The organism is Pedobacter sp. UC225_65 (assembly GCF_042698365.1).
Taxonomy (GTDB): domain Bacteria; phylum Bacteroidota; class Bacteroidia; order Sphingobacteriales; family Sphingobacteriaceae; genus Pedobacter.
This window is the reverse complement of the sequence record NZ_CP170550.1, coordinates 1,378,279-1,401,872: the sequence shown is the minus strand read 5'-3', so window position 1 is coordinate 1,401,872 and position 23,594 is coordinate 1,378,279. Positions and strand designations below refer to the sequence as shown.

The window sequence follows — 23,594 nt, the reverse complement described above, 5'->3', positions numbered from 1 at the left end:
CAAGTTATGTTTTCCGATAAAGATAGAGCACATTTTTCTAAATTAGAAACCCCATTTTATTATTACGACCTAAATCTGCTGAACAGTACGCTGGACGCTTGTAGTAAAGCTGCTAATGTCTATAAATTTCATGTGCATTATGCCATGAAGGCCAATTTTAATCCATTGGTTTTAAAGCAGATAGAAAAAATAGGATTCGGTGCAGATTGTGTAAGTGGAAATGAGGTTAAAAAAGCCATCGAAATTGGTTTTTCTAAAAATAAAGTGGTTTTTGCTGGTGTGGGCAAATCTGATAAAGAGATCAATGATGCTTTAGATAACGATATCTTTTGTTTCAATGTAGAATCTGTGCAGGAGCTTTCGGTGATCAATGAACTGGCAGAAAAGAAACAGAAAGTTGCAAAGGTGGCCATCAGGATCAATCCGAATGTTGATGCACATACCCATGCAAATATTACCACGGGTTTGGATGAAAACAAGTTTGGCGTAAACTCTTGGGACATGCCAGCCTGTGCCGATGTGTTAAATATTTCTGCTAATCTTGAGTTTATCGGAATCCATTTCCACATTGGTTCGCAGATTACCAATATGGAGGTGTATAAAAACCTTTGTATTCGTGTAAACGAATTTGCCACTTGGTTTGAAGACCATGGATTTAAAGTAAAAATATTAAATGTGGGTGGAGGTTTAGGAATCGATTATCATCATCCAAACCACCAGATTCCAGATTTTGAGACCTATTTTAAGATATTTGCCGATTTCTTGGAAGTGAAGCCTTATCAAGAAGTCCATTTTGAATTAGGCAGGGCATTGGTAGGACAATGTGCATCGTTGATCAGCAGGGTTTTGTATGTGAAGAATGGCAAGAAAAAGAATTTTATCATTTTAGATGCTGGTATGACCGAATTGATGCGTCCGGCATTGTACCAGGCCTATCATCAAATAGAAAATATCAGTCAGCAATTGTCGGTTGACGGTTCGCAAACTTCCAACCCTGTTAAGTACGACGTGGTAGGACCGATCTGCGAAAGTACCGACTGCTTTGGTAAAGAAGTTCAACTACCAGAAACTTTTAGAAATGACCTGATTGCGATCAGAAGTACAGGAGCTTATGGTGAAGTCATGGCCTCACATTATAACTTGAGAGAGCAGCTACAAGCAGTTTCTAGTGAAGATATTTAATGACTTGCTATGCTGAGCGTAGCAAAGAATCTCAAGTATAAGAATCAAAAAGGTCGAGAAATGCATCTCGATCTTTTTGCTGTTTAAACATTCTCTGCTAATTCAGGTCACTTCTTTCTTGACCCTAAAAATACGATTACTCCAGCAATCAAAACAATACCACCAGCATAAGGAGGCCAGTTTACAGATTTTTCTTTATCTGCAGAGACCTGTATCGGGCCAGCATCGATTACTTTTTCTTTTTTGGTATATGTAAAGCCAGTCCAAACCAATAATACTATACCCAGTACGATTAAAATTATACCTATTGATCTACCCATGTTCTTTTATTTAAATGATAATTTGAATAAAGAACATTTTTAAAGGATTAAAGTTTGCTTTATGATTAAAATGAATAGCCTAATATGTGGTAATGGCCTTTTTTAATATCGTATTGATCTTTTCAATAGGTAGATCTTCATTTTCATCGATCAACAATATCTTCATCCGTGAGCGTTTCTCTATCAATAAATCCGGATCATTCGATCAGATAGCCATTGGCAAAGCCAATGTAAGGTTTTTTGTATTTTTTATGTATCCATAAATAACAGAGCATTTTGCCCTTATAATAAAAGAATGGAAGTTTGTACTTCCATTCTTTGGTAATATGTTCGTCGTAACTGAGGATAATATCTCTCAATGCCAGTAAGCAATCTCTTAGTGGTTCTTCTTTTTCGAGGTAGAAACGGTCTAAGTCGCTCAACATGGCTTGTTATTCTTCTTCGAAAAAATCAGCTAGTCCACCAAGAAAATATTCTTCAATACCAGCTGTAAAATCATCATAATCTTCATCAGGTATATTGGTTTGCACAAACTCTAAAGAGGTTCCTTTTTTGTCTTCGTGTAATTTAATGGTAACGATAGATGGCTCGTTGTCATCACCAAAATACCACTGTTGCACGATTTTTTTACCAGGTACCAATTCAATGTTCTTTCCAACGATATCGCCGTCCCAAAAAGAAAACTCCGTACCCACCTCTTCTGTAAATTCTGCTTCTGCACCTGTCCATAACTGAATGCTTTGTGCTTTGGTTAAGCCTAGGTAAACCTCGTCAGGAGGTGCCGGAAGTGGGAGATATTTTTTGTAGTTCTTCATCAGGATTTTAAGATTTTAGGATCAATAAGGATAATGAGTAAGCAAAATAATAATTTATAAGCATTAATTGTATTTAGTGTTGTTGTTGTAAACTTTTTTAAACTGAAGGCTAGTTGCTCCAAAATTAATTAATAAGCCAATAGGGAATTTATATGCGACTACATAATTTTTGGCTTGTGCCAGATGTACATTTTCAAGATTGGTAACAGCTTTAATTTCAACTACAACAATGTTTTCAACAATAAAATCTGCTCTTCTTTTGCCTACTTCAATATCTTCGTAAAATATAGTTTGTTCTATCTCTCTACCAAATATTAAACCAGCCTTGCTTAATTCTATTGCTAAACAGCGTTGATAAATCACTTCTTGAAAACCATTGCCTAAGGTGTTGTGGACTTTCATCGCACAACCATTTATTTTATAGGTAATTTCTTCAATATCCATTTATGCTCTTGCAAATCCTTAAATCCTACAATCCTGACCTTTATTTAAATGCATTCAATCCAGTTACGTCCATGCCTGTAATCAATAAATGTACATCATGTGTACCTTCGTAAGTTACCACAGATTCTAGGTTCATCATATGGCGCATGATCGAGTATTCGCCTGTAATTCCCATTCCACCCAGCATCTGACGGGCATTGCGGGCAATATCCAAAGCAATTTCAACACTGTTGCGTTTGGCCATAGAAATCTGTTCGGCAGTTGCCCTGTTCTCGCTTTTAAGTACGCCTAAACGCCAAACTAAAAGCTGTCCTTTTGTAATTTCAGTAATCATTTCGGCCAATTTCTTTTGTTGTAATTGAAATCCACCAATAGGTTTGCCAAACTGGATGCGTTCTTTTGAATAACGAAGTGCAGTATCGTAACAGTCCATAGCTGCACCTAAGGCGCCCCATGCAATACCATAACGGGCTTGGTTCAAACAACCTAATGGGCCTTTTAAGCCACTAATATTTGGGAAAATATTCTCTTTTGGAACTTTCACATTGTCAAAAACCAACTCGCCAGTAGCAGATGCTCTTAAACTCCATTTGCCATGGGTTTCTGGCGTGGTAAATCCTTCCATGCCACGTTCTATTACCATTCCACGGATCTTGCCTTCTTCATCCTTAGCCCAAACTACTGCGATATTTGCAAAAGGAGCGTTAGAAATCCACATTTTAGCGCCATTCAATAGGTAATGGTCACCTTTGTCTTTGATGTTGGTTACCATACCGCCCGGGTTAGAACCATGGTCAGGCTCGGTCAGTCCAAAACAACCCATCAGTTCGCCAGTGGCTAATTTTGGCAGATATTTTTTGCGTTGCTCTTCCGTTCCATAGGCATATATTGGGTACATCACCAAAGAACCTTGAACAGAGGCAGTAGAACGGATGCCCGAATCGCCACGCTCAATTTCTTGCATAATGATACCATATGCTGTATAATCTAAACCAGCACCACCATATTCAACTGGAATGGTTGGTCCAAATGCACCAATCTCTCCCAAACCTTTGATCAAGTGTTTAGGAAACTCTGCTCTTTGCGCAAAATCTTCTATAACAGGACTAACTTCTTTTTTTACCCAATCTCTTACTGTAGAACGAATTAAAAGATGTTCTTCAGATAAAAGTTCGTCTAATTGATAATAATCTGGTGCTTCGTAAAGGTCTTTTTTAGCTGATTTGTTCATGTTTTACACTATATTTGGTTACACGTTGTGACAGTACCAAAGGTAATAATTTAGTGTAATGACTAGTAAAAACCGTGCAAAAAATTAATTTTGCTGCAGATTGTAGCTTTAAATAATTTAAACCTAATGTTTGTACAAACTGTAGCCTTAAGAGAGGTTAAATTTTACGCTTTTCATGGCTTTTATCCCGAAGAACAATTCACTGGAAATCATTTTTTGGTAGATGTTGAGGTAACTTTTATCCCAAACGGCGATACGGAAGACCTAAGCCATACCGTGAATTACGAGGTGATCAATACCGTGGTTACGGCTGCAATGAAACAGACACAAAAATTATTGGAAACAGTAATCAAAAATATCATTGATCAATTGATTGCAGTTTATCCTTTTATACTAACTGCAGCTGTCGGAATTAAAAAACTGCATCCACCAATGCCCGGCGAAATAGGGCATTCTTTTGTACAACTTACTTATACCTCTCCAAAATAAAATGGAATACACTAAAATTACGAGCACTATTTTAGCTGAGATCAAAGCGGCTATTGGAACCGAAAATGTTTTTGTTGATGAAGAATCTTTGCAGCACTATGCGCATGACGAAACGGAAGATCTGCGTTATTTCCCTGAAGTTGTAGTAAAGCCTTTAGATACGGCAAGTGTTTCGGCCTTGCTTAAGATCTGTAACCAATATTGCGTTCCAGTTACGCCAAGAGGTGGTGGTACCGGATTGAGTGGGGCAGCATTACCGATTTATGGTGGCGTTTTATTGTCGATGGAGAAGTTTAAAGCCATCATTGATATTGATACCGAAAACTTGCAGGCTACAGTTGAGCCTGGCGTGATCACTGAAGAGTTTATGAATGCCGTTGCCGAAAAAGGATTACTTTATCCGGTAGATCCAAGCAGTAAAGGTTCTTGTTTTATCGGTGGCAATGTGGCGCATGGTTCGGGTGGTCCAAGGGTGGTGAAATATGGAACCATTCGCGAATACATATTGAATTTAGAAGTTGTTTTAGCCAATGGCGATGTGATATGGACTGGAGCAAATACTTTAAAATATGCCTCTGGTTATAACCTTACCCAATTGATGATTGGTTCTGAAGGTACTTTGGCTGTGGTAACCAAAATCGTTACCAAACTTATTCCGGCAGTAAGCCAAAGCGTGTTGATGTTGGGTTCTTTTGCAACCAACGAAGCAGCTTGTGCGGCCGTTTCTGCAATTTTTAGGGCAGGCATAACACCTTCGGCACTAGAGTTTATGGAGCGAAAAGGAGTAGAATGGGTAATCCAATTTGACGACATTAAGTTTGATCTAAAAGCAGATGTAAATGCCTTTTTGATGATCGAGTTTGATGGCGATGACCTGGATGCGATTTTTGCGGCCTGTGAAAAAGTGAATATGGTATTGGAGGAATTTGGTTGTACCGAAGTGCTTTTTGCCGATACTGCACAGCAGAAGGAAGATCTTTGGCGTATGCGTAGAACGATGGCCGAATCTGTAAAATCTAACTCTGTTTATAAAGAAGAAGATACAGTTGTACCTAGGGCGGCCTTACCCAAACTGATCAATGGAATTAAAGAAATTGGTGCCAAATATGGGTTTGAAAGTGTATGTTATGGTCACGCTGGCGATGGTAACCTGCATATCAACATCATCAAAGCTGGCATGAGCGATGAAGATTGGAAACATAAATTGAAAGATGGTATTGTGGAGATTTTCGAATTGACTACGGCTTTGGGTGGCACCATATCTGGCGAACATGGTATTGGTCTGGTGCAAAAAGAGTATATGCCCATCAAATACAGCCAAATCCATTTGGATCTGATGCGTAACATCAAAAAGGTTTTTGACCCCAAAGGAATTTTAAATCCTGGTAAGATTACACCAAACCAATAGAGCTGCTATTTTGAGTTGAGAACCTCTTTCCTGGCTCTGAAAGTATTTTATTTCAAAGTGTAAAATACTTTCAGAGCTGTCTGTATGAGCTTGTCGAAGACCAGATGGTTGATCAAGTGCACTTCGACAAGTTTAGTGTGACAAGTTTCTTATATCTTCAGGATTATGATTTTAAGCTTGTAATTGCTCAAAGACCAACATCTTGTTTCTTTCTTTTTCGGGGATAGCTGCAGGTTTTCTGGTGCTGTAATCGTAAGCAACACATACGGTTTTGCCCTTGCTGCAAGTGATCTCTTTACCATTTACTTCTTTTACGATCATGTACTCCAGATCGAAACTCGTATTTCCAATCCTTGAGGTGCGTACATACATACTCACTTTGTCTTCTAAAAAGATAGGGGCGATATAATCTATCGACGCCTGACCAATCACGACGCCTGTTGTTTTCCAGTCCCAGTTGATGGCATGTTTCCAATATTTGGTTCTGCCGATTTCCATATAGGTAAAATAGATGGCGTTGTTAACATGGCCCATCATGTCTAGATCTGCAAAACGCATTTCGATAGCCGTTTTATACTTAAAACTGTCGATGTGACCCACTGAAACTGACTTTTTGTCTTGTTGTTTTTCTTTTTTGCGCCAAAATGTCTTAAAAAACATAAATATTTACTTTGGAATAAGGTTTGAACATGGACAATTATAATTTAAAAAATAAAATAACGGAGGAATATAAAATGACTTTAGTAAAATTCAACAACAAAACCAGAAACACAGCACCATACTTTAACAATGTTTTCGATTCTTTGTTTAGTGATGCGTTAAATAAAAACTATGGTGTAAATAAAGTACCTAATGTAAACATTTACGAAAGTGCCAACGAATATAAAATTGAATTGGCTGCACCGGGTTTAAGCAAAGAAGATTTTAAGATCGATCTTAAAAAAGACAACCTTTCTGTTTGGGTAGAGAAAAAAGTAGAAGAAACTGATGTACAGAAAGATTTTACCCGTAAAGAATTTGAATACACTTCATTTGCAAGGTCATTTGTATTGCCAGAAGGTGTAGATACAGATAAAATCAGTGCAGAATACATCAATGGTATCTTAACGATCACGATTGGTAAAAAAGATGAAGCTAAAGATGCACATAAAGAAATTGTAGTTTCATAAGAGGATAATAAGTTTGATTTTGAGTTTAAGGTTGGTAAGGGCGCATCGAAAGGTGTTGCCCTTATCTTTTTTAGACTGATTCTATAATATTTTTCCAACCTAAACAGTCCTTTCATTTTTGTACTTTTGCAAAATGGAAAGAGAAATCCTTGATACCAAGCGTAAGGCATTAAAAATAAATCTAAACGAGCATATTTACGGCACATTTGCAGAAATTGGCGCCGGACAGGAAGTGGCCCGTAATTTTTTTACCGCTGGTGCTGCTTCAGGTACTGTGGCTAAAACAATGTCGGCTTACGACATGACTTTTAGTGATGCCATTTATGGTGCCGAAGCTTCTGGTAGATATGTGAGCCAAAATAGGCTGTTGCGCATGCTGGACCATGAATTTGGTTTGTTGAATGAGCGTCTTTCTGGAGAAAAATACGATAGCAGAACATTTTTTGCTTTTGCAGATACCGTAACTACGCTGAACTTTAAACGCACCAACGAACCTCATGGTTGGGTAGGTATCCGTTTTCAGACAACACCTGGGGGCTTACCAAACGAAATATTTTTCCACGTCCGTTTGTTAGATACCGATGTAAATATGCAACAACGTGTATTGGGTATCATTGGAGTAAACTTGGTTTATGCTGCCTTTTATCATCATGGAGATCCAAAATTGATGATAGAATCGTTGGCAGACAACTTAACCGTTGGGTCTGTAGAGATTGATTTGATTTCTGTAAAAGGACCTGCTTTTGGAGAGGTGAACAATACGCTGCTTAACCTTTACCTGATCATGAAAGATTTTTCGGCGGCAGCTATTTTCGATGAAGATGGGCACCCACGTCAGGCTAAAGATTTGTTATATAAAAAGGATATCATGATTTTGCGTACCAAGTATGGTCAAAAATCAAATCCGAATTTCAACCTGTTCAACAAGGCCACGGAACAGTTTACCCGTACCAATAATGTAGAGCCAGGCAACCTAAGTGTAATGATCGAAGTTTTGTTGACCAATGTTTTAACAGATGAGCAAGAAACACCTGACGATATTGATCTGGAAGCAGTAGCAAAAAGAGCCGAGGATATGTGCAAAACGGGCAACTTGGTTATCGTTTCTAATTTTACACGTCATAACAGATTGGCCAAATATCTAGGGCGTTGCAAGCCAAAAAGTGTGGGCATTTCAACCAACATCAACAACCTTAAATTTGTATTCAATTCTAAAAACTTTGGCGAAAATTACTCGAGCCAGTTGTTGGCGTATGTAAGTGACATGTTTACGCAGAATGTAAAGCTGTTCGCCTATCCTTTTATGGATAAGAAGAGCAATACGGTGATCTCTACCGCTAATATGCCTGTAACTGCAGATGCCAAACCCTTATTCGAGTTTTTGTTGATCAATGGCTACATTACCGATATCAAGGATTATAGCGAAGAGGATGTTAAAACGGCCTAATGGAAAAGGCTAAGCACGAGAAAAGCACTTTACATCAGCGGAACAAACATCGTTCTAGATACGATTTTAAGACTTTGATTGAAGCTTGTGTCGAACTTGCCGATTTTGTAAGCGTCAATAAATATGGCGACGAATCTATAGATTTTGCCAATCCAGCTGCAGTTAAAACTTTAAATAAAGCTTTACTCAAACATTTTTATCAAATCGATTTTTGGGATATACCAGCGGGCTACCTTTGTCCACCAATTCCGGGTAGGGCAGATTATCTTCATTATGCGGCGGATCTGTTGGCGTCTTCACGTGAACAAGCTATCCCAACTGGAAAAAAAATAAAAGTACTGGACATTGGTGTGGGTGCCAATTGCGTATACCCAATCATTGGATATCAGGAATATGGTTGGGTCTTTGTAGGTACTGATATTGATGAAGTGGCTGTGCGTTCTGCAAAAAATATAGTGGAGGTGAACCCATCTTTGAAGAATGCAGTAGAAATCAGATTACAACCAGATCAATCAGCAATATTCAAACACATCATCCATAAAGAAGAACGTTTTGACCTGACAATCTGTAATCCTCCATTCCATGCTTCGGCAGCAGAAGCACAAGCTGGGTCGCAAAGAAAAGTACGTAACCTTGGTCACAAGAACTATGCAAAGCCTGTACTCAATTTTGGTGGGCAACATAGCGAATTATGGACAAAAGGAGGCGAGGTTGCATTTGTAGGGCAGATGATTGAAGAAAGCAAATTGTTTAAAGATCAATGTTTTTGGTTTACCAGTTTGGTTTCTAAAAGTGAAAATCTACCTGCTATTTACGCCATGTTAACCAGGGCAGGGGTTACAGAGACCAGAACCAATAACATGAGTACAGGTAATAAGGTAACCAGAATTGTAGCCTGGACTTTCTTAACTGTAGACCAACAAGCCACTTGGGGTTAAAGCCTTTGTTATTTGTAGGCTAATCTTTATCTTGTGGTATGAAATTGTTTCGTCTTTGGTTGCTGATCTTCCTAGCATTCCCCTTATTTGTCCAAGCACAAACTTCTGGTAATCCTATATTTCCGGGTTGGTATGCAGATCCAGAAGCTGTCATCTTTGGTAAGACCTATTGGGTCTATCCGACCTATTCGGCCAAGTATAGAGAGCAGGTATTTATGGATGCTTTTTCTTCTGATGATCTGCTGACTTGGAAAAAGCACGAAAAAATTATAGATACAGCTGCCATTAAATGGGCCAAAAAAGCGATGTGGGCACCATCAATTACCCAAAAAGATGGAAAATATTACCTGTTTTTTGGCGCCAATGATATTCAAAGTGACCAAGAATTAGGTGGGATAGGTGTAGCTGTAGCCGATCGTCCAGAAGGCCCATACAAAGACCATTTAGGTAAACCATTAGTTGGTAAGTTCTATAACAAGGCCCAACCCATAGATCAATTTGTTTTCAAAGATAAAGATGGTCAGTATTACCTGATTCTATGGAGGTTGGTCGCATTGTAATATGGCAAAGCTTAATCAAGATTTTACGGGTTTTGTGCCTTATGCTGATGGCAGTATCTTTAAAGAAATTACACCAGATAATTATGTTGAGGGCCCGTTTATGTTTATCCGTAATGGTAAATATTATTTCATGTGGTCTGAAGGTGGTTGGACAGGTCCTGATTATTCAGTCGCCTATGCCATTGCCGATTCGCCATTGGGCCCATTTAAACGCATTGGAAAGATATTAAAGCAAGATGCTGCTATAGCTACAGGCGCAGGACATCATTCTGTGATCCATGACGCAAAAAAAGACCGCTATTATATTATATATCACCGCAGGCCTTTGGGAGAAACAGATGGCAACCACCGTGTAACCTGTATTGATGAAATGCATTTTAACAAAGATGGCCTAATCGAACCCGTTAAGATTACAAAAGAAGGGGTGAAAAAGAACAAGCTTTAGATGGAAGATGAAGTGGTGTAAGATGTAAGAGGGGAATAGTAATAGAGATGTTTTCAGATGTTAACCTATTTATCATTTTCTATTCCTTATTCTCTTTCCTTCTCGTAGATATCTTTTACTACAATTGCCATTTGCCTTTCCGGATTCTCTAATGCTTTAAAGCCAAATTGCTGATATAGACCATGGGCATCAAGTGTAGCCAGATGGTATCGTCTTAAACCCTGTAAATCTGGATGGAACAACATCAACGACATTAGCTTTTTAGATAAACCTTGGCCACGGTAGGCCGTTTCTACATAAACATCACATAAATAAGCATAAGTGGCCCTATCGGTTACCCAACGGGCAAAGCCTGCTTGTTTTCCATCTTTATAAATACCAAAACACAAAGAATTGCTAATGGATTTTTGTACCAAAGCTAAAGGGATATTCTTGGCCCAATAAGATTCTGTACTCAAATAATGGTGAACGGCATTGACATCTACCAAGTTACTGTCGTCAGAAAAAACAAAGCCATTTTCGATAATTTCCATCTGAAATATTAGTTCATTGGTTCATTCGTTCATTGGTTCACTTGTTCATTGGTTCACTCGTTCATTGGGTTATTGGTTCATTCAATTTCATTCTCTCCTTCACTCATTAGATAGGCGTCTCAAACCAATAAACGAATGAACCATTGAACCGGATTAGTTACGCATGTTGATGAACTGCAAAGGTTGTCCAAAATCTTCTCCTCTACATAACGAGATCACTTTTTGTAGGTCGTCTATACTTTTGCTCTGCACCCTAACCTGGTCATCCATCATAGAAGCTTGTACTTTTAATTTGCTGTCTTTGATCTTGGCGATAATCTTTTTAGCTGCTTCTTTATCAATTCCTTCTTTGATCTTGAGTTCTTTTCTGATCATATTGCCAGATGCACTATGTTCTTTTCCAAAATCCAAACTTTTTGGGTCTAAGTTTTGTTTCATCATACGAGAGATGATCGAATCGGTAATGGCTTTCAGACGCATATCGTCTTCAGTTACAATAGTGATCACATTGGTTTTTTTATCCAATTCTACTGTACTGTTCGAACCATTAAAATCATAACGGTTTAAAATCTCTTTTTTGGCATTGTTGATCGCATTGTCTAATGTTTGTGAGTCTACTTTGCTAACGATATCGAAAGTGGGCATGATTTTGGCTTTAATTGATAAAAAAAATAATAGATTTAAGTAATTATAAAATTACCATACAAAAAACGCTAAAAAATATATGAAAACCAATAAAACTAAACCTCAGAAAAAAACCACTAAAAAAGCGGTTAAAAAACAGATTGAGCAAAGCTTAACGGATAGATTTTTGGAAGCGGTTAAAGGCTTGGGACATAATGCCGAGTTGATTGCTGATGATGTAGCGAAATTGAGTAAAGCGGCTGCTAAAAAGCTTTCTAAGAAGTTTAAAGAGGTTAAACAAGTTGTGTCAGATAAAATAGATGATGCAAAGGCTACAAAAAAACCAGTTGCGAAAAAAGTTAAATTAGCTAAGAAAGATGCTTCTAAGCTGGTTAAAAAAGTAGACAAGACCGTAAGTAAAGTAGTAAAAAAGGCAGTGTCTAAAGCTAAGCCAGTAGCAACAAGTGTAAAAGTTGAAGGCATTGCAACTGCAGAAAAAGCGGCAGCAGCCATCAAGGCACCAATTAAAAAAGCTCCTGTTAAAAGAGCACCGGCTAAAAAGGTAGCACCTAAAGCAGCAACAATGGAAAATAAAAGTGCTGCTGATGCAAAAGATACCAAAACAGCAGCCGTGAAGACGGTCGCAAACAATCCTGTAAAGAAGGTTGCAGCTAAAGCTGTACCGACCAAAACAAATACGACTACTAAAAAGTAAATTTTAGGTGTCAAATTAGCTGATAATTAACACTAACTTAACACTAAAATTTGCAGATTTGGAAATCTCCGGAACTACCCCGGAGATTTTTTTGATTTTTATCCATGGCTAAAAAGAAGCTACCGTTTTTAAATAGGGAATTAAGTTGGTTATACTTTAATGAAAGGGTATTACAGGAAGCTGCTGACGAAACAGTTCCCTTAATTGAGCGGATCAAGTTTCTTTCCATTTTCTCGTCCAACCTTGAAGAATTTTATAGGGTAAGGGTAGCCACTTTGAGCCGTTTGGTCAATTTAAATGATCGTGCCAAGGCTTTGTTAGGCTTTAACCCAAAAAAGGTTTTAAATGAGATCAAAAACATTGTAGTTAAGCACGAACGTAAGTTCGAAAGTCTGTTTCAGGCTACATTGATCAATGAACTGGCACAAAACCGTATCTTTATTTTAAATGATACCCAGCTGAACGTGGCCAGGGGAGAGTTTGTACGTAACCATTTTAGAGGTAAGATCTTATCGAATCTAGTGCCGATCATGATCGATCTAGAAAAACCTTTCCCAGAGCCAAAAGATAGGACTCTATATTTCTTTGTTCGTTTAACCAAAAAAGATAAAAAAGAGCGAGAAATATGCTTTGATTGAGCTTCCAGATAATTTACCGCGGTTTTTGGTATTACCTGAAACCAATGGACTAAAGTTTATCATCCTGGCCGAAGACATTATCAAATATTGTTTGGATGATATTTTTTATGTTTTTAACTACGACCATATTGAAGCTTTCTCTATCCAATTGACCAGAGATGCAGAGCTGGATATCGATAAAAATGTAAGCGATAAGTTTATAGAAGAGCTGAAGACCAGTTTAGACAAACGCAAAAAGGGTAAACCAATGCGTTTGCTGTATGATACGGAGATGCCATTTGAAATGTTAAGTGTACTGGTTACCAAAATGAAGATTGAGGCCGAAGGTTTGATACCCGGTAACCGTTACCATCGTTTTGGGGATTTTATCAGCTTCCCGAATGTAGGGTCTAAAGACTTAGAATATCCTCCGGTTGAGCCACTTAAAGTTCAAGGACTGCACCGAACAGAAAGTATATTTAACAAATTGGTGCATCGGGATTATGTTGTGAATCTGCCATATCAATCTTATGACTATATCATCTTATTTCTTCGTGAGGCGGCTATAGATCCAAAAGTGACAGAGATCAACATCACCTTATACCGTTTGGCCGAAAATTCTAAAGTGATCAATGCTTTGATCAATGCGGCAAAAAATGGGAAGAAGGTAAATTGTGTGGTAGAGCTAAAGGCCCGTTTTGATGAAAAGGCCAATATCTTCTGGACCAATAAATTGATGGAAGAAGGTGTAAATGTAAATTATGGACTAACAGATTATAAGGTGCATTCTAAGATCTGTTTAGTTAAACGGATGGAAAAGGGACGCGCCGTTTATTATGCAAATCTGGCTACTGGAAATTTCAATGAAAAAACCGCCAGAATTTATTGCGACCACAGTATTTTTACAGCTAAAAAAGAAATCACTTCCGATTTATTGAAGTTGTTCAATGCGCTCAACAAAAAAACAATAGCCAAAGATTTTAAACATCTTATTGTTTCTCCATTGGATTCTAGGAACAAGATCTATGCATTGATCAATAGAGAGATCAAGTTTGCCAAAGCTAAAAAACCTGCCTATATGATTTTAAAGGTGAATAGTTTGGCCGATGAAGGCATTGTAGAGAAATTGTATGAGGCAAGCAATGCAGGCGTACAGATCAAACTGATTGTAAGGGGGATTTGCTGTTTGGTGCCTGGTGTGGCTGGTTTTAGCGAAAATATTACGGTCATCAGCATTATCGATAAGTTTTTGGAACATGCCCGGGTCTTCATTTTTGGAAATAATGGTAAGGAAGAAATGTTCCTTTCTTCTGCCGATCTAATGAGCCGGAATTTTGAACACCGAGTGGAGGTTGGTTTCCCAGTGTTAGATGAACTGGTGAAACAAGAAATCAGGGATATTATTGAATTTCAACTTCAAGACAACGTCAAGGCCCGAGATATCAATAGGTTAAACAATAATAAATACCATAAAAACCGCTTGACTACCAAGATAAGGGCTCAAGTGCAGACATATAACTACCTTAAAAATAAACACCACTAAAAATGCTCCGATACGCCGCCATAGATATAGGCTCTAATGCAGTTCGTTTGTTAATTGCAGATATCACCCAAAATGAAAAAGGATATGGTTTTAAGAAGAATACATTGGTTAGGGTACCTCTGCGCCTTGGTGATGATGCTTTTTTGGACAAAAAAATATCGCCCAAAAAAATTGAGGTACTGGTGAAGACCATGAGCGCTTTCAAAAACCTGATGGATGTTTATCATGTGTCTAAATACTTGGCCTGTGCAACCTCAGCCATGCGTGAGGCGGATAACGGTAAGGAAATTATTAAGAGACTAAAAAAGATAGCTGATATTGACCTAGAGATGATCGAAGGACAAAGAGAAGCGAATATTATCTATTCCAATCATATTGAACAAAATCTGGATGCAAAAAAGAGCTATCTGTATATTGATGTGGGTGGGGGAAGTACTGAACTTTCGGTATTTGTAAATAAGCTGCCTGTGGCTTCCAAGTCATTTAACATCGGGACCATTAGGATCTTAGATAACCAAGATAAGGATGAAACCTGGGAAGAGATGAAAGATTGGGTGAAATTGCATACGCGTGATCTGAAAAATCTAGCTGGAATTGGTACGGGTGGAAATATCAATAAGTTGTTTCGCATGTCGGGCGAAAAAGAAGACATGCCACTTTCTTTTTTGAAGTTGAAAACGATGTACAATGAGCTGAATGCCTATTCGTTAAAAGAGCGTATTACCCTGATGAAACTTAACCAAGATAGAGCGGATGTAATTATTCCTGCTTGCGAAATCTACCTTACTTTGATGAAATGGACAGGAATCAAACAGATTTATGTGCCTAAAGTAGGAATGGTTGATGGGATCATTAACCTGTTGATTGAAGAGAATTTGGAAATCTAAGTTTTAACTGTCAGGCTCATTCTTCATTCAGCAGCTTTCTCGAGTTAGACCCTCAACTGAATTCAAGGTAATGTATAGATTTTGGGAGCCCAACAGATTATCTTACAATCGTTCTAAATGTAAGGTTGATCCTTGGTTTTAAGTTTGTTTTGGTTGGTGGTAAGCGGTGCAGCCAATGGCTTTGGGTGGTATCTTTCATAATCAATAAACTGCCATTTTCTAAGGTTAACGAAATACTTTCTTTGGTTTCTTTGTGTTTGAAGGAAAACTTTCGTTCTGCGCCAAAACTCAATGAGGCAATTGCTCCATTTTTCTTTAAGTCTTTTTCTGCATCGCTATGCCAAGCCATTCCCTCGCTACCATTATGGTATAGGTTCAGCAGACAGGAATTGAAGGTTTCACCAGATTTTTCTTCCGCCAGTATTTTAAGTTCCAATAGTTCTTTGGTCCATGGCAAAGCTTGTTTGGTGGTATTTGAGTAGGTATACTCAAAGGGTTGGTCGCCATACCAAGCTACTTTTCTTTTGGTTAAGATGTGTTTGCCAAAGATGATGGCTTCATCATTCTTCCATTCAATGGTGTTTAACAAACAGTTATAATAATCAACTGCTTGTTGATGCGCCATGATCTTACCATAATAATTTACAGTACCATCTTTGGGCAATAGGTTAATATCTTGAGGTGATTTATTACTAAATAGATCCATTCTTCCATTTTTTGTACACGACCTTAAGGCAATGCCCACAGGGTCGATAGCCCAAATCTACGGCTTCCTTTGCTGATGTAAAGAATACACGGTTGGCCATTTTCATTCTTTTGCCCGAAGCACAATTTAAAGTGCCATATATTTTCAGTTTGCTGTTGCCTGCAAATCGGATTTGTTGATCCACAATGAGTTGAAACAATTTTCTATTGGCCCCAAAAACCGAGGTGCCTAATGCTGTGTGTAAGATCATACGTTTAGGTTAATGCATCGTGGAAAATAATGCCTAGGGTATGCCTTTGGCCCGTGTGCACTTCACTCACCCCATGTTTCATATTGGCCCTGTAATAACCCTTGGTGCCTTTTACGGGTCTGTAATTGGTAGTGAAGACCAAAACATCTCCCTTTTTAGGCTGCAATACAATGGCTTTGGATTGTGCCCTCACATTTTGTTGGGTCAGCACAAATTCACCTCCGGTATAATCTAACCCTGGTTCATTTAAAAACAGTACCATTTGGATAGGGAAATAAACATCGCCATATAGATCTTGGTGGAGGGTGTTGAAACCACCTTTGCCATATTTTAAGATCAGAGGGGTTGCTTTGTTTTGTCCATTGGTGTTACAAAGTGCAATCAGCTCTTGATGTTGGTCTGGAAAAGAAAGCCCAGTATTTAAAACCTTCATCCAATTGTTGGCAATAGGAGCTAATAAAGGATAAAAATGGGTTCTTAAGGTTTGGATGATCAGGGGCAATGGATAATTGAAATATTTGTATTCACCCACACCGAAACGATAGCGTTCCATGACCACGGTTTTTCTATACAAGGTTGGTTGATGGTAATTGGCTACGAGTTCATCACATTGTTCGGCTGTTAACAGTTGCGGTACAATTGCATAACCATTTTGGTGCATGGCTTCTGCCAAACGTTCTTTATTGAGGTTTGCCAGTTCAGTGATCAAAGTCTGCATATTTTAACTATTGATGAGATTGACTTGTGCGGCTTCCCAACCTAAAATAGCCGATTTGCGCACTTGACCCCAGTGGTATTGCCCAAAATTGCCTGTCGACTGGATCGACCCGATGGCAGGGATCAAAAAAGCAATCGGATTATCGCCAATGGCCGAACCTACTGCCCTTGAAGCATTGGGATTGCCAATAGCCTGCGCAATTTTTCCATAGGTTGTAAAATTGCCTTTTGGAACTTTTAACAGTGTTTCCCAAACTTTTAACTGAAAGGGTGTGCCTTTAAGATGGAGTTTTACTTCATTAGGTTCATTCCAGTTTTGGTTAAAGATATGCAATGCACCTTGTTGCAGTTCGTCTTTTTGTTGATGGAACTTTGCCTGAGGGAATTGTTGTTGAAGCTCTTCGAATGCCTTAACTTCATCATCAGCAAATGCCATGTGGCAAATTCCCTTGGTAGTTGAAGCAATTAACAATTTGCCAAAAGGAGTGGAGGTGAAATCGTAGTTGATCGTGAGGTTTTCGCCACCATTTTTAAATTAGCCGGGTGTCATTCCTTCTATGTTCACAAAGAGGTCGTGCAAACGTCCTGTTCCAGATAAGCCGATTTCGTAAGCTGCATCAAAGAGGGTCAATTGTTGGTCTCTTAAGATGTCTTTTGCATAAGCCAGACTGAGGTATTGTAAAAACTTTTTGGGGCTTACACCTGCCCATTCTGTAAATAATCTTTGAAAATGGAATGGACTAAGATTTGTTTTTTCGGCTATTTGGTCTAGGTCTGGTTGTACTTTGAAATTCTGTTGCAAATAAGCAATTGCTGTTGCAATTCGATCGTAATTTAACTGTTCTTGTGTACTCATTTTAATGTTTTTGATACATCAAAGGTAGTTGACCACTACAGCTCATCAAACCCGAAAGTTGCTAAGCTTACAGCTCCAAAAAGCCGGTTGCCTGCTCGTCTACAAACCAATCCAGGTGTCCATCCAAAGGTTTGATCAATTGGGCTGGATAATTTGCATAATCTTTCCGTTCGTCGCCAATTACATGTTTTAATGCATTGGCCTTGTTTTCTCCAAAAGTGATAAAGGCCACATTTTTAGCTTTATTGATCAATGGAGCAGTTAAACTGATGCGGAAAGTGCTTAATTTCTCTACCCAAACGGCTGCAACATCCTCGCTCTGGTTTTGAACAAGGTCGGTATGTGGAAAAATAGAGGCCGTATGTGCATCATCGCCCATGCCCAACAAAATCAGATCGAATACAATCTCAGTACCTGAAAAGTGCATATCCAATGCTTTTTTATAGGCTTTTGCTGCTTCTTCTGGACCCAAAGTGGTATCCATATAAAAGATATGGTTGGCAGGAGTTTGTAAATGGTCGAAGAGGTTTTCTTTCGCCATTAAACCATTGTAATCTTTATGGTCTGGTAATACATTTCTTTCATCACCAAAGAAGAAATATACCTTGGTCCAGTCAATTTTATCTTTATAAGTGGTAGCTAATTCTTTATAAAGCTGTTTGGGAGAGTTGCCTCCGGTCAGCACAAAATCAAAACGGCCTTTTGTTGCAATTGCCTTGGTGGCAATCTCTACCACATAAGCAATTAGGTTTTCGTTCAGTTCTGCTACTGATTTAAAGATATGTAGGTTCATTGGGGTCTGTAAAAGTGAGGTTAGGATGAGCCTGTCGAAAGAATGAGCAAATTTCCGACAAACTCATCTTAACCGATTTAAAATTTATTCTTTGTCCTTTAAGGGTAGGGTAAACCAATGGAAACCATCTCTGGCAATCAATGCCTCGGCTTCTTCTGGTCCCCAGCTATCTGCAGGGTAATTAGGGAAGTTCAACGATTTTTTGTTTTCCCAGGTGTTGATGATCGGCATTACCAATTCCCATGCTGCTTCCACTTGGTCGCCGCGCATAAATAAGGTCTGGTCGCCATTCATCGCATCTAACAATAAAGTCTCATAAGCCTCTGGTGTATCGGTATCGTAAGTGCCTTTGTAATCGAATACCATGTCTACCGGATTAAGTACCATTTTTAGACCTGGTCTTTTGGCCTGCACCTGTAAACGGATACTCATTTCTGGCTGGATGCTAATGATCAAGCGGTTTTGTTGCCAAGTTTCTGTAGCACCTGCAGCAAAGATATGATGCGGAACATCTTTAAATTGGATGGTAATGATTGATGAGGTCTGGTTCATCCTTTTGCCTGTGCGTAGGTAAAAAGGAATACCTTGCCAACGCCAGTTGTCGATAAAGAATTTAACTGCCGCAAAAGTTTCGGTATTTGAATGTGGATCTACACCTTGTTCATGTCTGTAGCCTGGTACTTCTTTTCCTTCTACCCAACCCTTGCTATATTGGCCGCGTACCGCATTTGCACTGATCTCTTCTGGTTTAAAAGGGCGCATGGCCTTGAGTACTTCAACTTTCCTATCTCTGATTTCGTCAGCATCGAAAGTGATTGGTGCTTCCATACCTACCAAACATAACAGTTGTAACAAGTGGTTTTGGATCATGTCTCTTAATGCACCAGCACCTTCATAATAACCTCCACGATCACCTACGCCTAATTGCTCGGTAACAGAAATCTGGATATGTTCTATATAAGTCCTGTTCCACAAAGGTTCAAATAGCGAGTTGGCAAAGCGGAAAGCCATCATGTTTTGCACCGTTTCCTTACCTAAATAATGGTCTATGCGGTAGATCTGCTTTTCAGAAAAAATCTTGCTCAACAGCAGATTCAGTTCTTTGGCACTCTCTAAATCATGCCCAAAAGGTTTTTCGATAACAATGCGACTGTTATCTTCATCTTCAGTTAGTTTGTATTTGCACAACGCTTCTGCAATCAATGGGAAAAAGTTGGGTGCAACAGCCAAATAATAGATAACTTGGGTTTCCTTACCAAATTCTCCTTGTAGCTTTTCTACCGTTTCCTTTAAATTCTCAAAGGTTTTAGGGGTATTGATATCTGTTGGGCAATATTTGATATTGGCACCAAACTGCTCCCAGGAGTCTTTTTTTACTTTACCGTTTCTAGAGAATTCGTTAATGTTTTCTAAAATTACTTCCTGATATTTTGCATCGGTAAACTCTGTTCTTCCAGTTCCAATAATCGAAAATTTTTCTGGCATATAACCTTCTGTAAATAGGTTATATAGGGCAGGAGCGAGTTTGCGTTTGTTCAAATCGCCTGTACCACCAAAAATTACAAATATGGTTGGATTAAGATTACTCTTCTTTTTCATTAGAATATAATTTGTTTTTATAAATTCTTTTGGTTCCAATCTGCGTGGAAAATTCCCTCGCTGTCTATGCGTTCAAAAGTATGGGCACCAAAGAAATCTCTTTGTGCCTGTGTTAAATTAGATGGCATTCTGCCAGTTTTTAAAGTGTCGAAATAAGTGAGGGCAGCAGCATAACAAGGAATGGCAATGCCAGCCTGAACGGCCGAACTCACTACATTTCTGGTACCTTTTAAGCTTTGTTTGATCTTTTGTTGCACATTGGCATCGGCAAATAGATGTTCTAAACTCGGCTCTTTTTTATAGGCCTGATAAATATCTTCTAAAAATTCGGCCCTGATGATACAACCACCACGCCAAATTTTGGCAATTTCTGCCAAATTCAATTCGTATTCATATTGGATTGAGGCTTGCCATAACAGGTGCATTCCTTGTGCGTAGGCTCCAGCCATGGTAAAGTAGAAGGCTTCTTCTAGGTCGGCTATAAAATCTTCACCTGCATTGATCTTTGTCGATGAGCCAAAGGCTTCATTCAATTGTACCCTTAACTTTTTAAGTTTAGAAAGGTTTCTGGTAGAAACAGCAGCATCTATGGTTGGGATTGGCAATTCAACATCCATTGCTACTTGTGAAGTCCATTTGCCTGTACCTTTAGATTTGGCTTCATCCTTGATTTCATCAACCAATAGATTGCCTGTTTTCACATCCTTGAATAAGAAAACATCTTTGGTAATTTCCATCAAGAAAGATTTTAAACGGCCATTGTTCCACTTTTCAAATACTTGTTGGATCCTGGTCGTTGTCGTAGCCCAATCCATTTTTAAGGATTTCATACGTTTCGGCCAATAATTGCATAATGGCATACTCGATACCGTTGTGTGTCATTTTAACAAAGTGACCAGAGGCACCTGGCCCGATATAAGTTACACAAGGTTCACCATTTACTTTTGCCGAAACGGCTTCTAACATCTCTTTAACAACAGCATAAGCTTGTTTATCGCCTCCCGGCATCATGCTTGGTCCAAATCTAGCACCTTCTTCGCCACCAGAAATACCCATTCCAAAGAAATGGATGCCTTTTTCCTTCAGCTCGATCGCTCTTCTGCTCGTGTCGGTAAAGTGCGAGTTTCCACTATCGATAATGATATCACCTTTGTCTAATAAAGGTTGTAGCTCTAAAATCACACTGTCTACAATTGCACCTGCTGGCACCAATAAGATAATGGTACGGGGCGACTGTAAACTGTTTACAAAATCATTAATATCGGCAAATCCCTTAAGGTGATGGTCTTTTCCCTCTTCTTCAAAAAACTGAAGCATTTTTTCGCTTTTATCGTAACCGGTAACTGCAAAACCATTATCGGCCATATTCAATAGCAAATTACGACCCATGGTACCTAAACCAACCATCCCGAAGGCGTATTGAGCTTTTCTATCGTTATTCATTTGATGATTTATTTATACTTTCTAAAATTGTTTTACTCTGTTCAAAACTGTGGTGTACATGTGCATTGATGCCCATTTGTTTGGCAATGGCCACATGGATGGCCCTATCGTCGAAATACAGACAGTTTTGAGGTTCTTCTTGGGCAATGCCCAGGGCCAGTTTAAAGATGGAAGGGTCTGGCTTCGAAAAACCGACTTCACAGGAAGAAATGAAGGCATCAAAACATTGGTGCAACCCAAATCTCTTGATGCGATAATCGTTAAATTCCTTGCCCTCGTTGTTGATCGCAAAGATCTTGATGCCTTGTTGCTTTTTCCATTCGATCAACCAAGGTAAAAAATGTGGCAACTGTTCTAATCTGGAATACATAAATGCGCTGAACTCTTCTTTAGAGAATGAGCGCGCTACGTTAAAGACTACTGAATCCAAGTATTGCGCTAAATTTAATTTTCCATTTTCGAATAGGGGGAAGGCCACGGCATGGTCTTTTTGGAACTGAATAGGTTCCAGACCAAATTTATCGATGGCTTCCATCCTTGATTTATGGTTCCAGCCATCACTCAGCAATACACCTCCAATATCCAAAAAGAGTAGTTTAATGTTTTTCATCTATTTTTTTGGATAGGTAGTGTGTACATGGTATTTTTCTTTGGCAAGCCATAGTTTGGCTCCGCCTTGATCCCGTCTTTATTAGAAACCAACTTGATGTTTTTATCCAATTCGAAATTTATTTCATTGGAGTTTCCACCGCCAATGTAGAGCTTGTCATAATTGAAAACGGTTTTGTAGATTTCGATGATGTACTTTAAGCGTTTGTTCCATTTCTTTTTGCCTACCTTTTCGAAACCTCTATCGCCAATAAAATCATCATAATCGTCTGTTTTATTGATGGGTAGGTGCGAAAGTTCGAGGTGTGGAAGCAATTCGCCGTCATATAGTAGCGCTGTACCGAAACCCGTGCCCAGGGTAAACACAATTTCAAATCCTTTTCCACTCACAATGCCCAAGCCTTGCTGGTCTGCATCATTGATCAAACGTACAGGTTTACCGAAAAGATTACTTACCTGCTGTGCCAGGTCCATATTTGCCCATTGGTTTTCGGCCAAATTAGGTGCAGTCTGTACAATTCCTTCTTTTACATAGCCCGGAAATCCGATTGAAATCTTTGTAAATGAATTGAAATCTGCTGTCAGTTGTTGGATGGCCTTTAGCACTGCTTCAGGTGTTGAATTTTTAGGCGTAGGTGTTTTTTTGAAATCAGTTAATAATTTCCCTGTGGGGCTTAATAAACAAGCCTTGATATTGGTGCCACCGATGTCTATGGAAAGAATATCGCCTGCTGGAACCTTGGTCTGTACTGGCATAAGCTGTTCTGTTTTTTCGATAAAATTTGTTGCTTATCAAAGAAACAAAAATACAACCATTAAGTTAGCTTAGCCGTAATATTTGTGTAATAAGTTGCCTTTAATTATTAACAAAAGCTAATAAATGTGGATTAAAATGTTTACTTGCCGTTTTAACTTCCAGATTGGGGTGGATTAAGCTTTAACAATCAGTCAAATATCAACACTTTAGGTTTTTTATTGATGATGGAACCTATCAGTTCTGCTGTGGTAATGTTTTTAAAATAGAGGGCTTGTGAACTTTTCAACTGCTTTTTAAGACAATAATAATGATGCAGGCAGTTGATCCAATTGATGGCCATTGTTTTATCTTTCCAAATTTCGGGATATAGAAAAACGGTGTCGGTTTCTAAGCGTATTAGATTTTTGCTTTCCAATGCTTTAACATTTGCAATAATCAATGCAGTCTGTTGGGCAGTATTGATTTTGGTATTTACTTTTTTATTTGCGTAGATCATG

General features: G+C 38.7%; 30 protein-coding genes and 1 pseudogene. 11 read left to right on the top strand and 20 right to left on the bottom strand.

The features are described 5' to 3' along the window. The first annotated feature begins 6 nt into the window (after window positions 1-6). On the top strand, window positions 7-1,182 hold the full coding sequence (gene lysA / locus ACFJIZ_RS07385) for a diaminopimelate decarboxylase (protein ID WP_379091836.1): 1,176 nt from the start codon (window positions 7-9) through the stop codon (window positions 1,180-1,182). Window positions 1,183-1,289: 107 nt separating this feature from the next. Here the strand turns inward: lysA and ACFJIZ_RS07380 are convergent, their stop codons facing one another. The 5 genes from ACFJIZ_RS07380 to ACFJIZ_RS07360 all read right to left on the bottom strand — a co-directional run bounded on the left by ACFJIZ_RS07380 (window position 1,290) and on the right by ACFJIZ_RS07360 (window position 3,992). Beyond that, window positions 1,290-1,502 (bottom strand): hypothetical protein, encoded by a 213-nt coding sequence (locus ACFJIZ_RS07380; RefSeq protein ID WP_379091835.1) that lies wholly within the window; start codon window positions 1,500-1,502, stop codon window positions 1,290-1,292. 197 nt (window positions 1,503-1,699) lie between these two features. Next, on the bottom strand, window positions 1,700-1,927 hold the full coding sequence (locus ACFJIZ_RS07375) for a DUF1801 domain-containing protein (protein WP_379091834.1): 228 nt from the start codon (window positions 1,925-1,927) through the stop codon (window positions 1,700-1,702). Between the two features lie 6 nt (window positions 1,928-1,933). Then, a complete protein-coding gene (locus ACFJIZ_RS07370; RefSeq protein WP_379091833.1) occupies window positions 1,934-2,317 on the bottom strand; it encodes an SRPBCC domain-containing protein in 384 nt (127 codons plus the stop codon). Window positions 2,318-2,380: 63 nt separating this feature from the next. Next, entirely contained in the window at window positions 2,381-2,761 is a 381-nt protein-coding gene (locus ACFJIZ_RS07365) for a GxxExxY protein (RefSeq protein WP_379091832.1), read from the bottom strand. 40 nt (window positions 2,762-2,801) lie between these two features. Then, on the bottom strand, window positions 2,802-3,992 hold the full coding sequence (locus ACFJIZ_RS07360) for an acyl-CoA dehydrogenase family protein (RefSeq protein ID WP_379091831.1): 1,191 nt from the start codon (window positions 3,990-3,992) through the stop codon (window positions 2,802-2,804). A 126-nt stretch (window positions 3,993-4,118) separates the two neighbouring features. Here ACFJIZ_RS07360 and ACFJIZ_RS07355 point away from each other — a divergent pair, with 126 nt between their 5' ends. Together ACFJIZ_RS07355 and ACFJIZ_RS07350 are read left to right on the top strand one after the other, a co-directional pair. Continuing rightward, window positions 4,119-4,481, top strand: coding sequence for a dihydroneopterin aldolase (locus ACFJIZ_RS07355; RefSeq protein WP_379091830.1), 363 nt, complete (start codon window positions 4,119-4,121; stop codon window positions 4,479-4,481). A gap of 1 nt (window position 4,482) precedes the next feature. Beyond that, entirely contained in the window at window positions 4,483-5,889 is a 1,407-nt protein-coding gene (locus ACFJIZ_RS07350) for an FAD-binding oxidoreductase (RefSeq protein WP_379091829.1), read from the top strand. 171 nt (window positions 5,890-6,060) lie between these two features. Here the strand turns inward: ACFJIZ_RS07350 and ACFJIZ_RS07345 are convergent, their stop codons facing one another. Then, entirely contained in the window at window positions 6,061-6,549 is a 489-nt protein-coding gene (locus ACFJIZ_RS07345; protein ID WP_379091828.1) for an acyl-CoA thioesterase, read from the bottom strand. A gap of 29 nt (window positions 6,550-6,578) precedes the next feature. On the opposite strand from ACFJIZ_RS07345, the gene ACFJIZ_RS07340 reads away from it, so the two are divergent. From ACFJIZ_RS07340 to ACFJIZ_RS07320, 5 genes are all read left to right on the top strand, one after another. Continuing rightward, the gene (locus ACFJIZ_RS07340; RefSeq protein ID WP_379091827.1) at window positions 6,579-7,058 is read left to right on the top strand and encodes an Hsp20/alpha crystallin family protein; all 480 of its coding nucleotides are present in this window, start codon (window positions 6,579-6,581) and stop codon (window positions 7,056-7,058) included. A gap of 133 nt (window positions 7,059-7,191) precedes the next feature. Further along, window positions 7,192-8,505 (top strand): nicotinamide mononucleotide adenylyltransferase, encoded by a 1,314-nt coding sequence (locus ACFJIZ_RS07335; protein ID WP_379091826.1) that lies wholly within the window; start codon window positions 7,192-7,194, stop codon window positions 8,503-8,505. Next, window positions 8,505-9,443 carry a 23S rRNA (adenine(1618)-N(6))-methyltransferase RlmF gene (gene rlmF, locus ACFJIZ_RS07330; protein WP_379091825.1) on the top strand — a complete coding sequence of 313 codons (939 nt, stop codon included), beginning with the start codon at window positions 8,505-8,507 and terminating at the stop codon, window positions 9,441-9,443. The genes ACFJIZ_RS07335 and rlmF overlap by 1 nt, the downstream gene beginning before the upstream one ends. Before the next feature lie 38 nt (window positions 9,444-9,481). Beyond that, a complete protein-coding gene (locus tag ACFJIZ_RS07325; protein WP_379091824.1) occupies window positions 9,482-10,003 on the top strand; it encodes a family 43 glycosylhydrolase in 522 nt (173 codons plus the stop codon). 1 nt (window position 10,004) lies between these two features. Further along, entirely contained in the window at window positions 10,005-10,448 is a 444-nt protein-coding gene (locus ACFJIZ_RS07320) for a family 43 glycosylhydrolase (RefSeq protein WP_379091823.1), read from the top strand. An 86-nt stretch (window positions 10,449-10,534) separates the two neighbouring features. Here the strand turns inward: ACFJIZ_RS07320 and ACFJIZ_RS07315 are convergent, their stop codons facing one another. Together ACFJIZ_RS07315 and ACFJIZ_RS07310 are read right to left on the bottom strand one after the other, a co-directional pair. Next, window positions 10,535-10,981 (bottom strand): GNAT family N-acetyltransferase, encoded by a 447-nt coding sequence (locus ACFJIZ_RS07315; RefSeq protein WP_379091822.1) that lies wholly within the window; start codon window positions 10,979-10,981, stop codon window positions 10,535-10,537. Between the two features lie 153 nt (window positions 10,982-11,134). After that, window positions 11,135-11,626 carry a YajQ family cyclic di-GMP-binding protein gene (locus ACFJIZ_RS07310; RefSeq protein WP_379091821.1) on the bottom strand — a complete coding sequence of 164 codons (492 nt, stop codon included), beginning with the start codon at window positions 11,624-11,626 and terminating at the stop codon, window positions 11,135-11,137. A 79-nt stretch (window positions 11,627-11,705) separates the two neighbouring features. Here ACFJIZ_RS07310 and ACFJIZ_RS07305 point away from each other — a divergent pair, with 79 nt between their 5' ends. From ACFJIZ_RS07305 to ACFJIZ_RS07295, 3 genes and pseudogenes are all read left to right on the top strand, one after another. Further along, on the top strand, window positions 11,706-12,320 hold the full coding sequence (locus tag ACFJIZ_RS07305; RefSeq protein WP_379091820.1) for a hypothetical protein: 615 nt from the start codon (window positions 11,706-11,708) through the stop codon (window positions 12,318-12,320). A 104-nt stretch (window positions 12,321-12,424) separates the two neighbouring features. Then, window positions 12,425-14,480 (top strand): annotated as a pseudogene (ppk1, locus tag ACFJIZ_RS07300) (polyphosphate kinase 1). A gap of 2 nt (window positions 14,481-14,482) precedes the next feature. Next, a complete protein-coding gene (locus ACFJIZ_RS07295; protein WP_379091819.1) occupies window positions 14,483-15,367 on the top strand; it encodes an exopolyphosphatase in 885 nt (294 codons plus the stop codon). Between the two features lie 97 nt (window positions 15,368-15,464). On the opposite strand, the gene ACFJIZ_RS07290 is transcribed toward ACFJIZ_RS07295, so the two are convergent. The 12 genes from ACFJIZ_RS07290 to ACFJIZ_RS07235 form a co-directional block, all read right to left on the bottom strand. Then, a complete protein-coding gene (locus ACFJIZ_RS07290) occupies window positions 15,465-16,073 on the bottom strand; it encodes an alpha-ketoglutarate-dependent dioxygenase AlkB family protein (protein WP_379091818.1) in 609 nt (202 codons plus the stop codon). Continuing rightward, window positions 16,060-16,323: an Ada metal-binding domain-containing protein gene (locus ACFJIZ_RS07285; protein ID WP_379091817.1), complete on the bottom strand. Its 264-nt coding sequence runs from the start codon at window positions 16,321-16,323 to the stop codon at window positions 16,060-16,062. The genes ACFJIZ_RS07290 and ACFJIZ_RS07285 overlap by 14 nt, the downstream gene beginning before the upstream one ends. Window positions 16,324-16,327: 4 nt before the next feature. After that, window positions 16,328-17,041 (bottom strand): 2OG-Fe(II) oxygenase, encoded by a 714-nt coding sequence (locus ACFJIZ_RS07280; RefSeq protein WP_379091816.1) that lies wholly within the window; start codon window positions 17,039-17,041, stop codon window positions 16,328-16,330. Window positions 17,042-17,044: 3 nt separating this feature from the next. Continuing rightward, a complete protein-coding gene (locus ACFJIZ_RS07275; protein WP_379093941.1) occupies window positions 17,045-17,548 on the bottom strand; it encodes a methylated-DNA--[protein]-cysteine S-methyltransferase in 504 nt (167 codons plus the stop codon). Between the two features lie 27 nt (window positions 17,549-17,575). After that, window positions 17,576-17,896: a helix-turn-helix domain-containing protein gene (locus ACFJIZ_RS07270; protein ID WP_379091815.1), complete on the bottom strand. Its 321-nt coding sequence runs from the start codon at window positions 17,894-17,896 to the stop codon at window positions 17,576-17,578. A gap of 67 nt (window positions 17,897-17,963) precedes the next feature. After that, window positions 17,964-18,689, bottom strand: coding sequence for a 6-phosphogluconolactonase (gene pgl, locus ACFJIZ_RS07265; protein WP_379091814.1), 726 nt, complete (start codon window positions 18,687-18,689; stop codon window positions 17,964-17,966). A gap of 84 nt (window positions 18,690-18,773) precedes the next feature. Then, complete coding sequence (gene zwf, locus ACFJIZ_RS07260; RefSeq protein ID WP_379091813.1) at window positions 18,774-20,288, bottom strand: glucose-6-phosphate dehydrogenase; 1,515 nt, start codon at window positions 20,286-20,288, stop codon at window positions 18,774-18,776. Between the two features lie 17 nt (window positions 20,289-20,305). Beyond that, window positions 20,306-21,118, bottom strand: coding sequence for a hypothetical protein (locus ACFJIZ_RS07255; protein WP_379091812.1), 813 nt, complete (start codon window positions 21,116-21,118; stop codon window positions 20,306-20,308). Further along, on the bottom strand, window positions 21,060-21,731 hold the full coding sequence (locus tag ACFJIZ_RS07250) for an NAD(P)-binding domain-containing protein (protein WP_379091811.1): 672 nt from the start codon (window positions 21,729-21,731) through the stop codon (window positions 21,060-21,062). The genes ACFJIZ_RS07255 and ACFJIZ_RS07250 overlap by 59 nt, the downstream gene beginning before the upstream one ends. After that, a complete protein-coding gene (locus ACFJIZ_RS07245) occupies window positions 21,724-22,341 on the bottom strand; it encodes an HAD family hydrolase (protein WP_379091810.1) in 618 nt (205 codons plus the stop codon). Before ACFJIZ_RS07245 ends, ACFJIZ_RS07250 begins: the two co-directional genes overlap by 8 nt. Then, complete coding sequence (locus ACFJIZ_RS07240) at window positions 22,338-23,096, bottom strand: ROK family protein (protein ID WP_379091809.1); 759 nt, start codon at window positions 23,094-23,096, stop codon at window positions 22,338-22,340. The genes ACFJIZ_RS07245 and ACFJIZ_RS07240 overlap by 4 nt, the downstream gene beginning before the upstream one ends. A 188-nt stretch (window positions 23,097-23,284) precedes the next feature. Next, window positions 23,285-23,593 carry a hypothetical protein gene (locus ACFJIZ_RS07235; protein WP_379091808.1) on the bottom strand — a complete coding sequence of 103 codons (309 nt, stop codon included), beginning with the start codon at window positions 23,591-23,593 and terminating at the stop codon, window positions 23,285-23,287. Window position 23,594: the final 1 nt, after the last annotated feature.

Coding starts and splice junctions, on each gene's coding strand:
- ACFJIZ_RS07270 (WP_379091815.1), bottom strand. CDS start 17,896: ATGAGTACACAAGAACAGTTAAATTACGATCGAATTGCAACAGCAATT.
- ACFJIZ_RS07245 (WP_379091810.1), bottom strand. CDS start 22,341: ATGAAAAACATTAAACTACTCTTTTTGGATATTGGAGGTGTATTGCTG.
- zwf (WP_379091813.1), bottom strand. CDS start 20,288: ATGAAAAAGAAGAGTAATCTTAATCCAACCATATTTGTAATTTTTGGT.
- ACFJIZ_RS07255 (WP_379091812.1), bottom strand. CDS start 21,118: ATGAAATCCTTAAAAATGGATTGGGCTACGACAACGACCAGGATCCAA.
- ACFJIZ_RS07280 (WP_379091816.1), bottom strand. CDS start 17,041: ATGCAGACTTTGATCACTGAACTGGCAAACCTCAATAAAGAACGTTTG.
- ACFJIZ_RS07380 (WP_379091835.1), bottom strand. CDS start 1,502: ATGGGTAGATCAATAGGTATAATTTTAATCGTACTGGGTATAGTATTA.
- ACFJIZ_RS07335 (WP_379091826.1), top strand. CDS start 7,192: ATGGAAAGAGAAATCCTTGATACCAAGCGTAAGGCATTAAAAATAAAT.
- ACFJIZ_RS07370 (WP_379091833.1), bottom strand. CDS start 2,317: ATGAAGAACTACAAAAAATATCTCCCACTTCCGGCACCTCCTGACGAG.
- ACFJIZ_RS07240 (WP_379091809.1), bottom strand. CDS start 23,096: ATGCCAGTACAGACCAAGGTTCCAGCAGGCGATATTCTTTCCATAGAC.
- ACFJIZ_RS07360 (WP_379091831.1), bottom strand. CDS start 3,992: ATGAACAAATCAGCTAAAAAAGACCTTTACGAAGCACCAGATTATTAT.
- ACFJIZ_RS07355 (WP_379091830.1), top strand. CDS start 4,119: ATGTTTGTACAAACTGTAGCCTTAAGAGAGGTTAAATTTTACGCTTTT.
- ACFJIZ_RS07250 (WP_379091811.1), bottom strand. CDS start 21,731: ATGAATAACGATAGAAAAGCTCAATACGCCTTCGGGATGGTTGGTTTA.
- ACFJIZ_RS07365 (WP_379091832.1), bottom strand. CDS start 2,761: ATGGATATTGAAGAAATTACCTATAAAATAAATGGTTGTGCGATGAAA.
- lysA (WP_379091836.1), top strand. CDS start 7: ATGTTTTCCGATAAAGATAGAGCACATTTTTCTAAATTAGAAACCCCA.
- ACFJIZ_RS07315 (WP_379091822.1), bottom strand. CDS start 10,981: ATGGAAATTATCGAAAATGGCTTTGTTTTTTCTGACGACAGTAACTTG.
- rlmF (WP_379091825.1), top strand. CDS start 8,505: ATGGAAAAGGCTAAGCACGAGAAAAGCACTTTACATCAGCGGAACAAA.
- pgl (WP_379091814.1), bottom strand. CDS start 18,689: ATGAACCTACATATCTTTAAATCAGTAGCAGAACTGAACGAAAACCTA.
- ACFJIZ_RS07305 (WP_379091820.1), top strand. CDS start 11,706: ATGAAAACCAATAAAACTAAACCTCAGAAAAAAACCACTAAAAAAGCG.
- ACFJIZ_RS07320 (WP_379091823.1), top strand. CDS start 10,005: ATGGCAAAGCTTAATCAAGATTTTACGGGTTTTGTGCCTTATGCTGAT.
- ACFJIZ_RS07345 (WP_379091828.1), bottom strand. CDS start 6,549: ATGTTTTTTAAGACATTTTGGCGCAAAAAAGAAAAACAACAAGACAAA.
- ACFJIZ_RS07285 (WP_379091817.1), bottom strand. CDS start 16,323: ATGATCTTACACACAGCATTAGGCACCTCGGTTTTTGGGGCCAATAGA.
- ACFJIZ_RS07310 (WP_379091821.1), bottom strand. CDS start 11,626: ATGCCCACTTTCGATATCGTTAGCAAAGTAGACTCACAAACATTAGAC.
- ACFJIZ_RS07340 (WP_379091827.1), top strand. CDS start 6,579: ATGGACAATTATAATTTAAAAAATAAAATAACGGAGGAATATAAAATG.
- ACFJIZ_RS07290 (WP_379091818.1), bottom strand. CDS start 16,073: ATGGATCTATTTAGTAATAAATCACCTCAAGATATTAACCTATTGCCC.
- ACFJIZ_RS07350 (WP_379091829.1), top strand. CDS start 4,483: ATGGAATACACTAAAATTACGAGCACTATTTTAGCTGAGATCAAAGCG.
- ACFJIZ_RS07375 (WP_379091834.1), bottom strand. CDS start 1,927: ATGTTGAGCGACTTAGACCGTTTCTACCTCGAAAAAGAAGAACCACTA.
- ACFJIZ_RS07295 (WP_379091819.1), top strand. CDS start 14,483: ATGCTCCGATACGCCGCCATAGATATAGGCTCTAATGCAGTTCGTTTG.
- ACFJIZ_RS07235 (WP_379091808.1), bottom strand. CDS start 23,593: ATGATCTACGCAAATAAAAAAGTAAATACCAAAATCAATACTGCCCAA.
- ACFJIZ_RS07325 (WP_379091824.1), top strand. CDS start 9,482: ATGAAATTGTTTCGTCTTTGGTTGCTGATCTTCCTAGCATTCCCCTTA.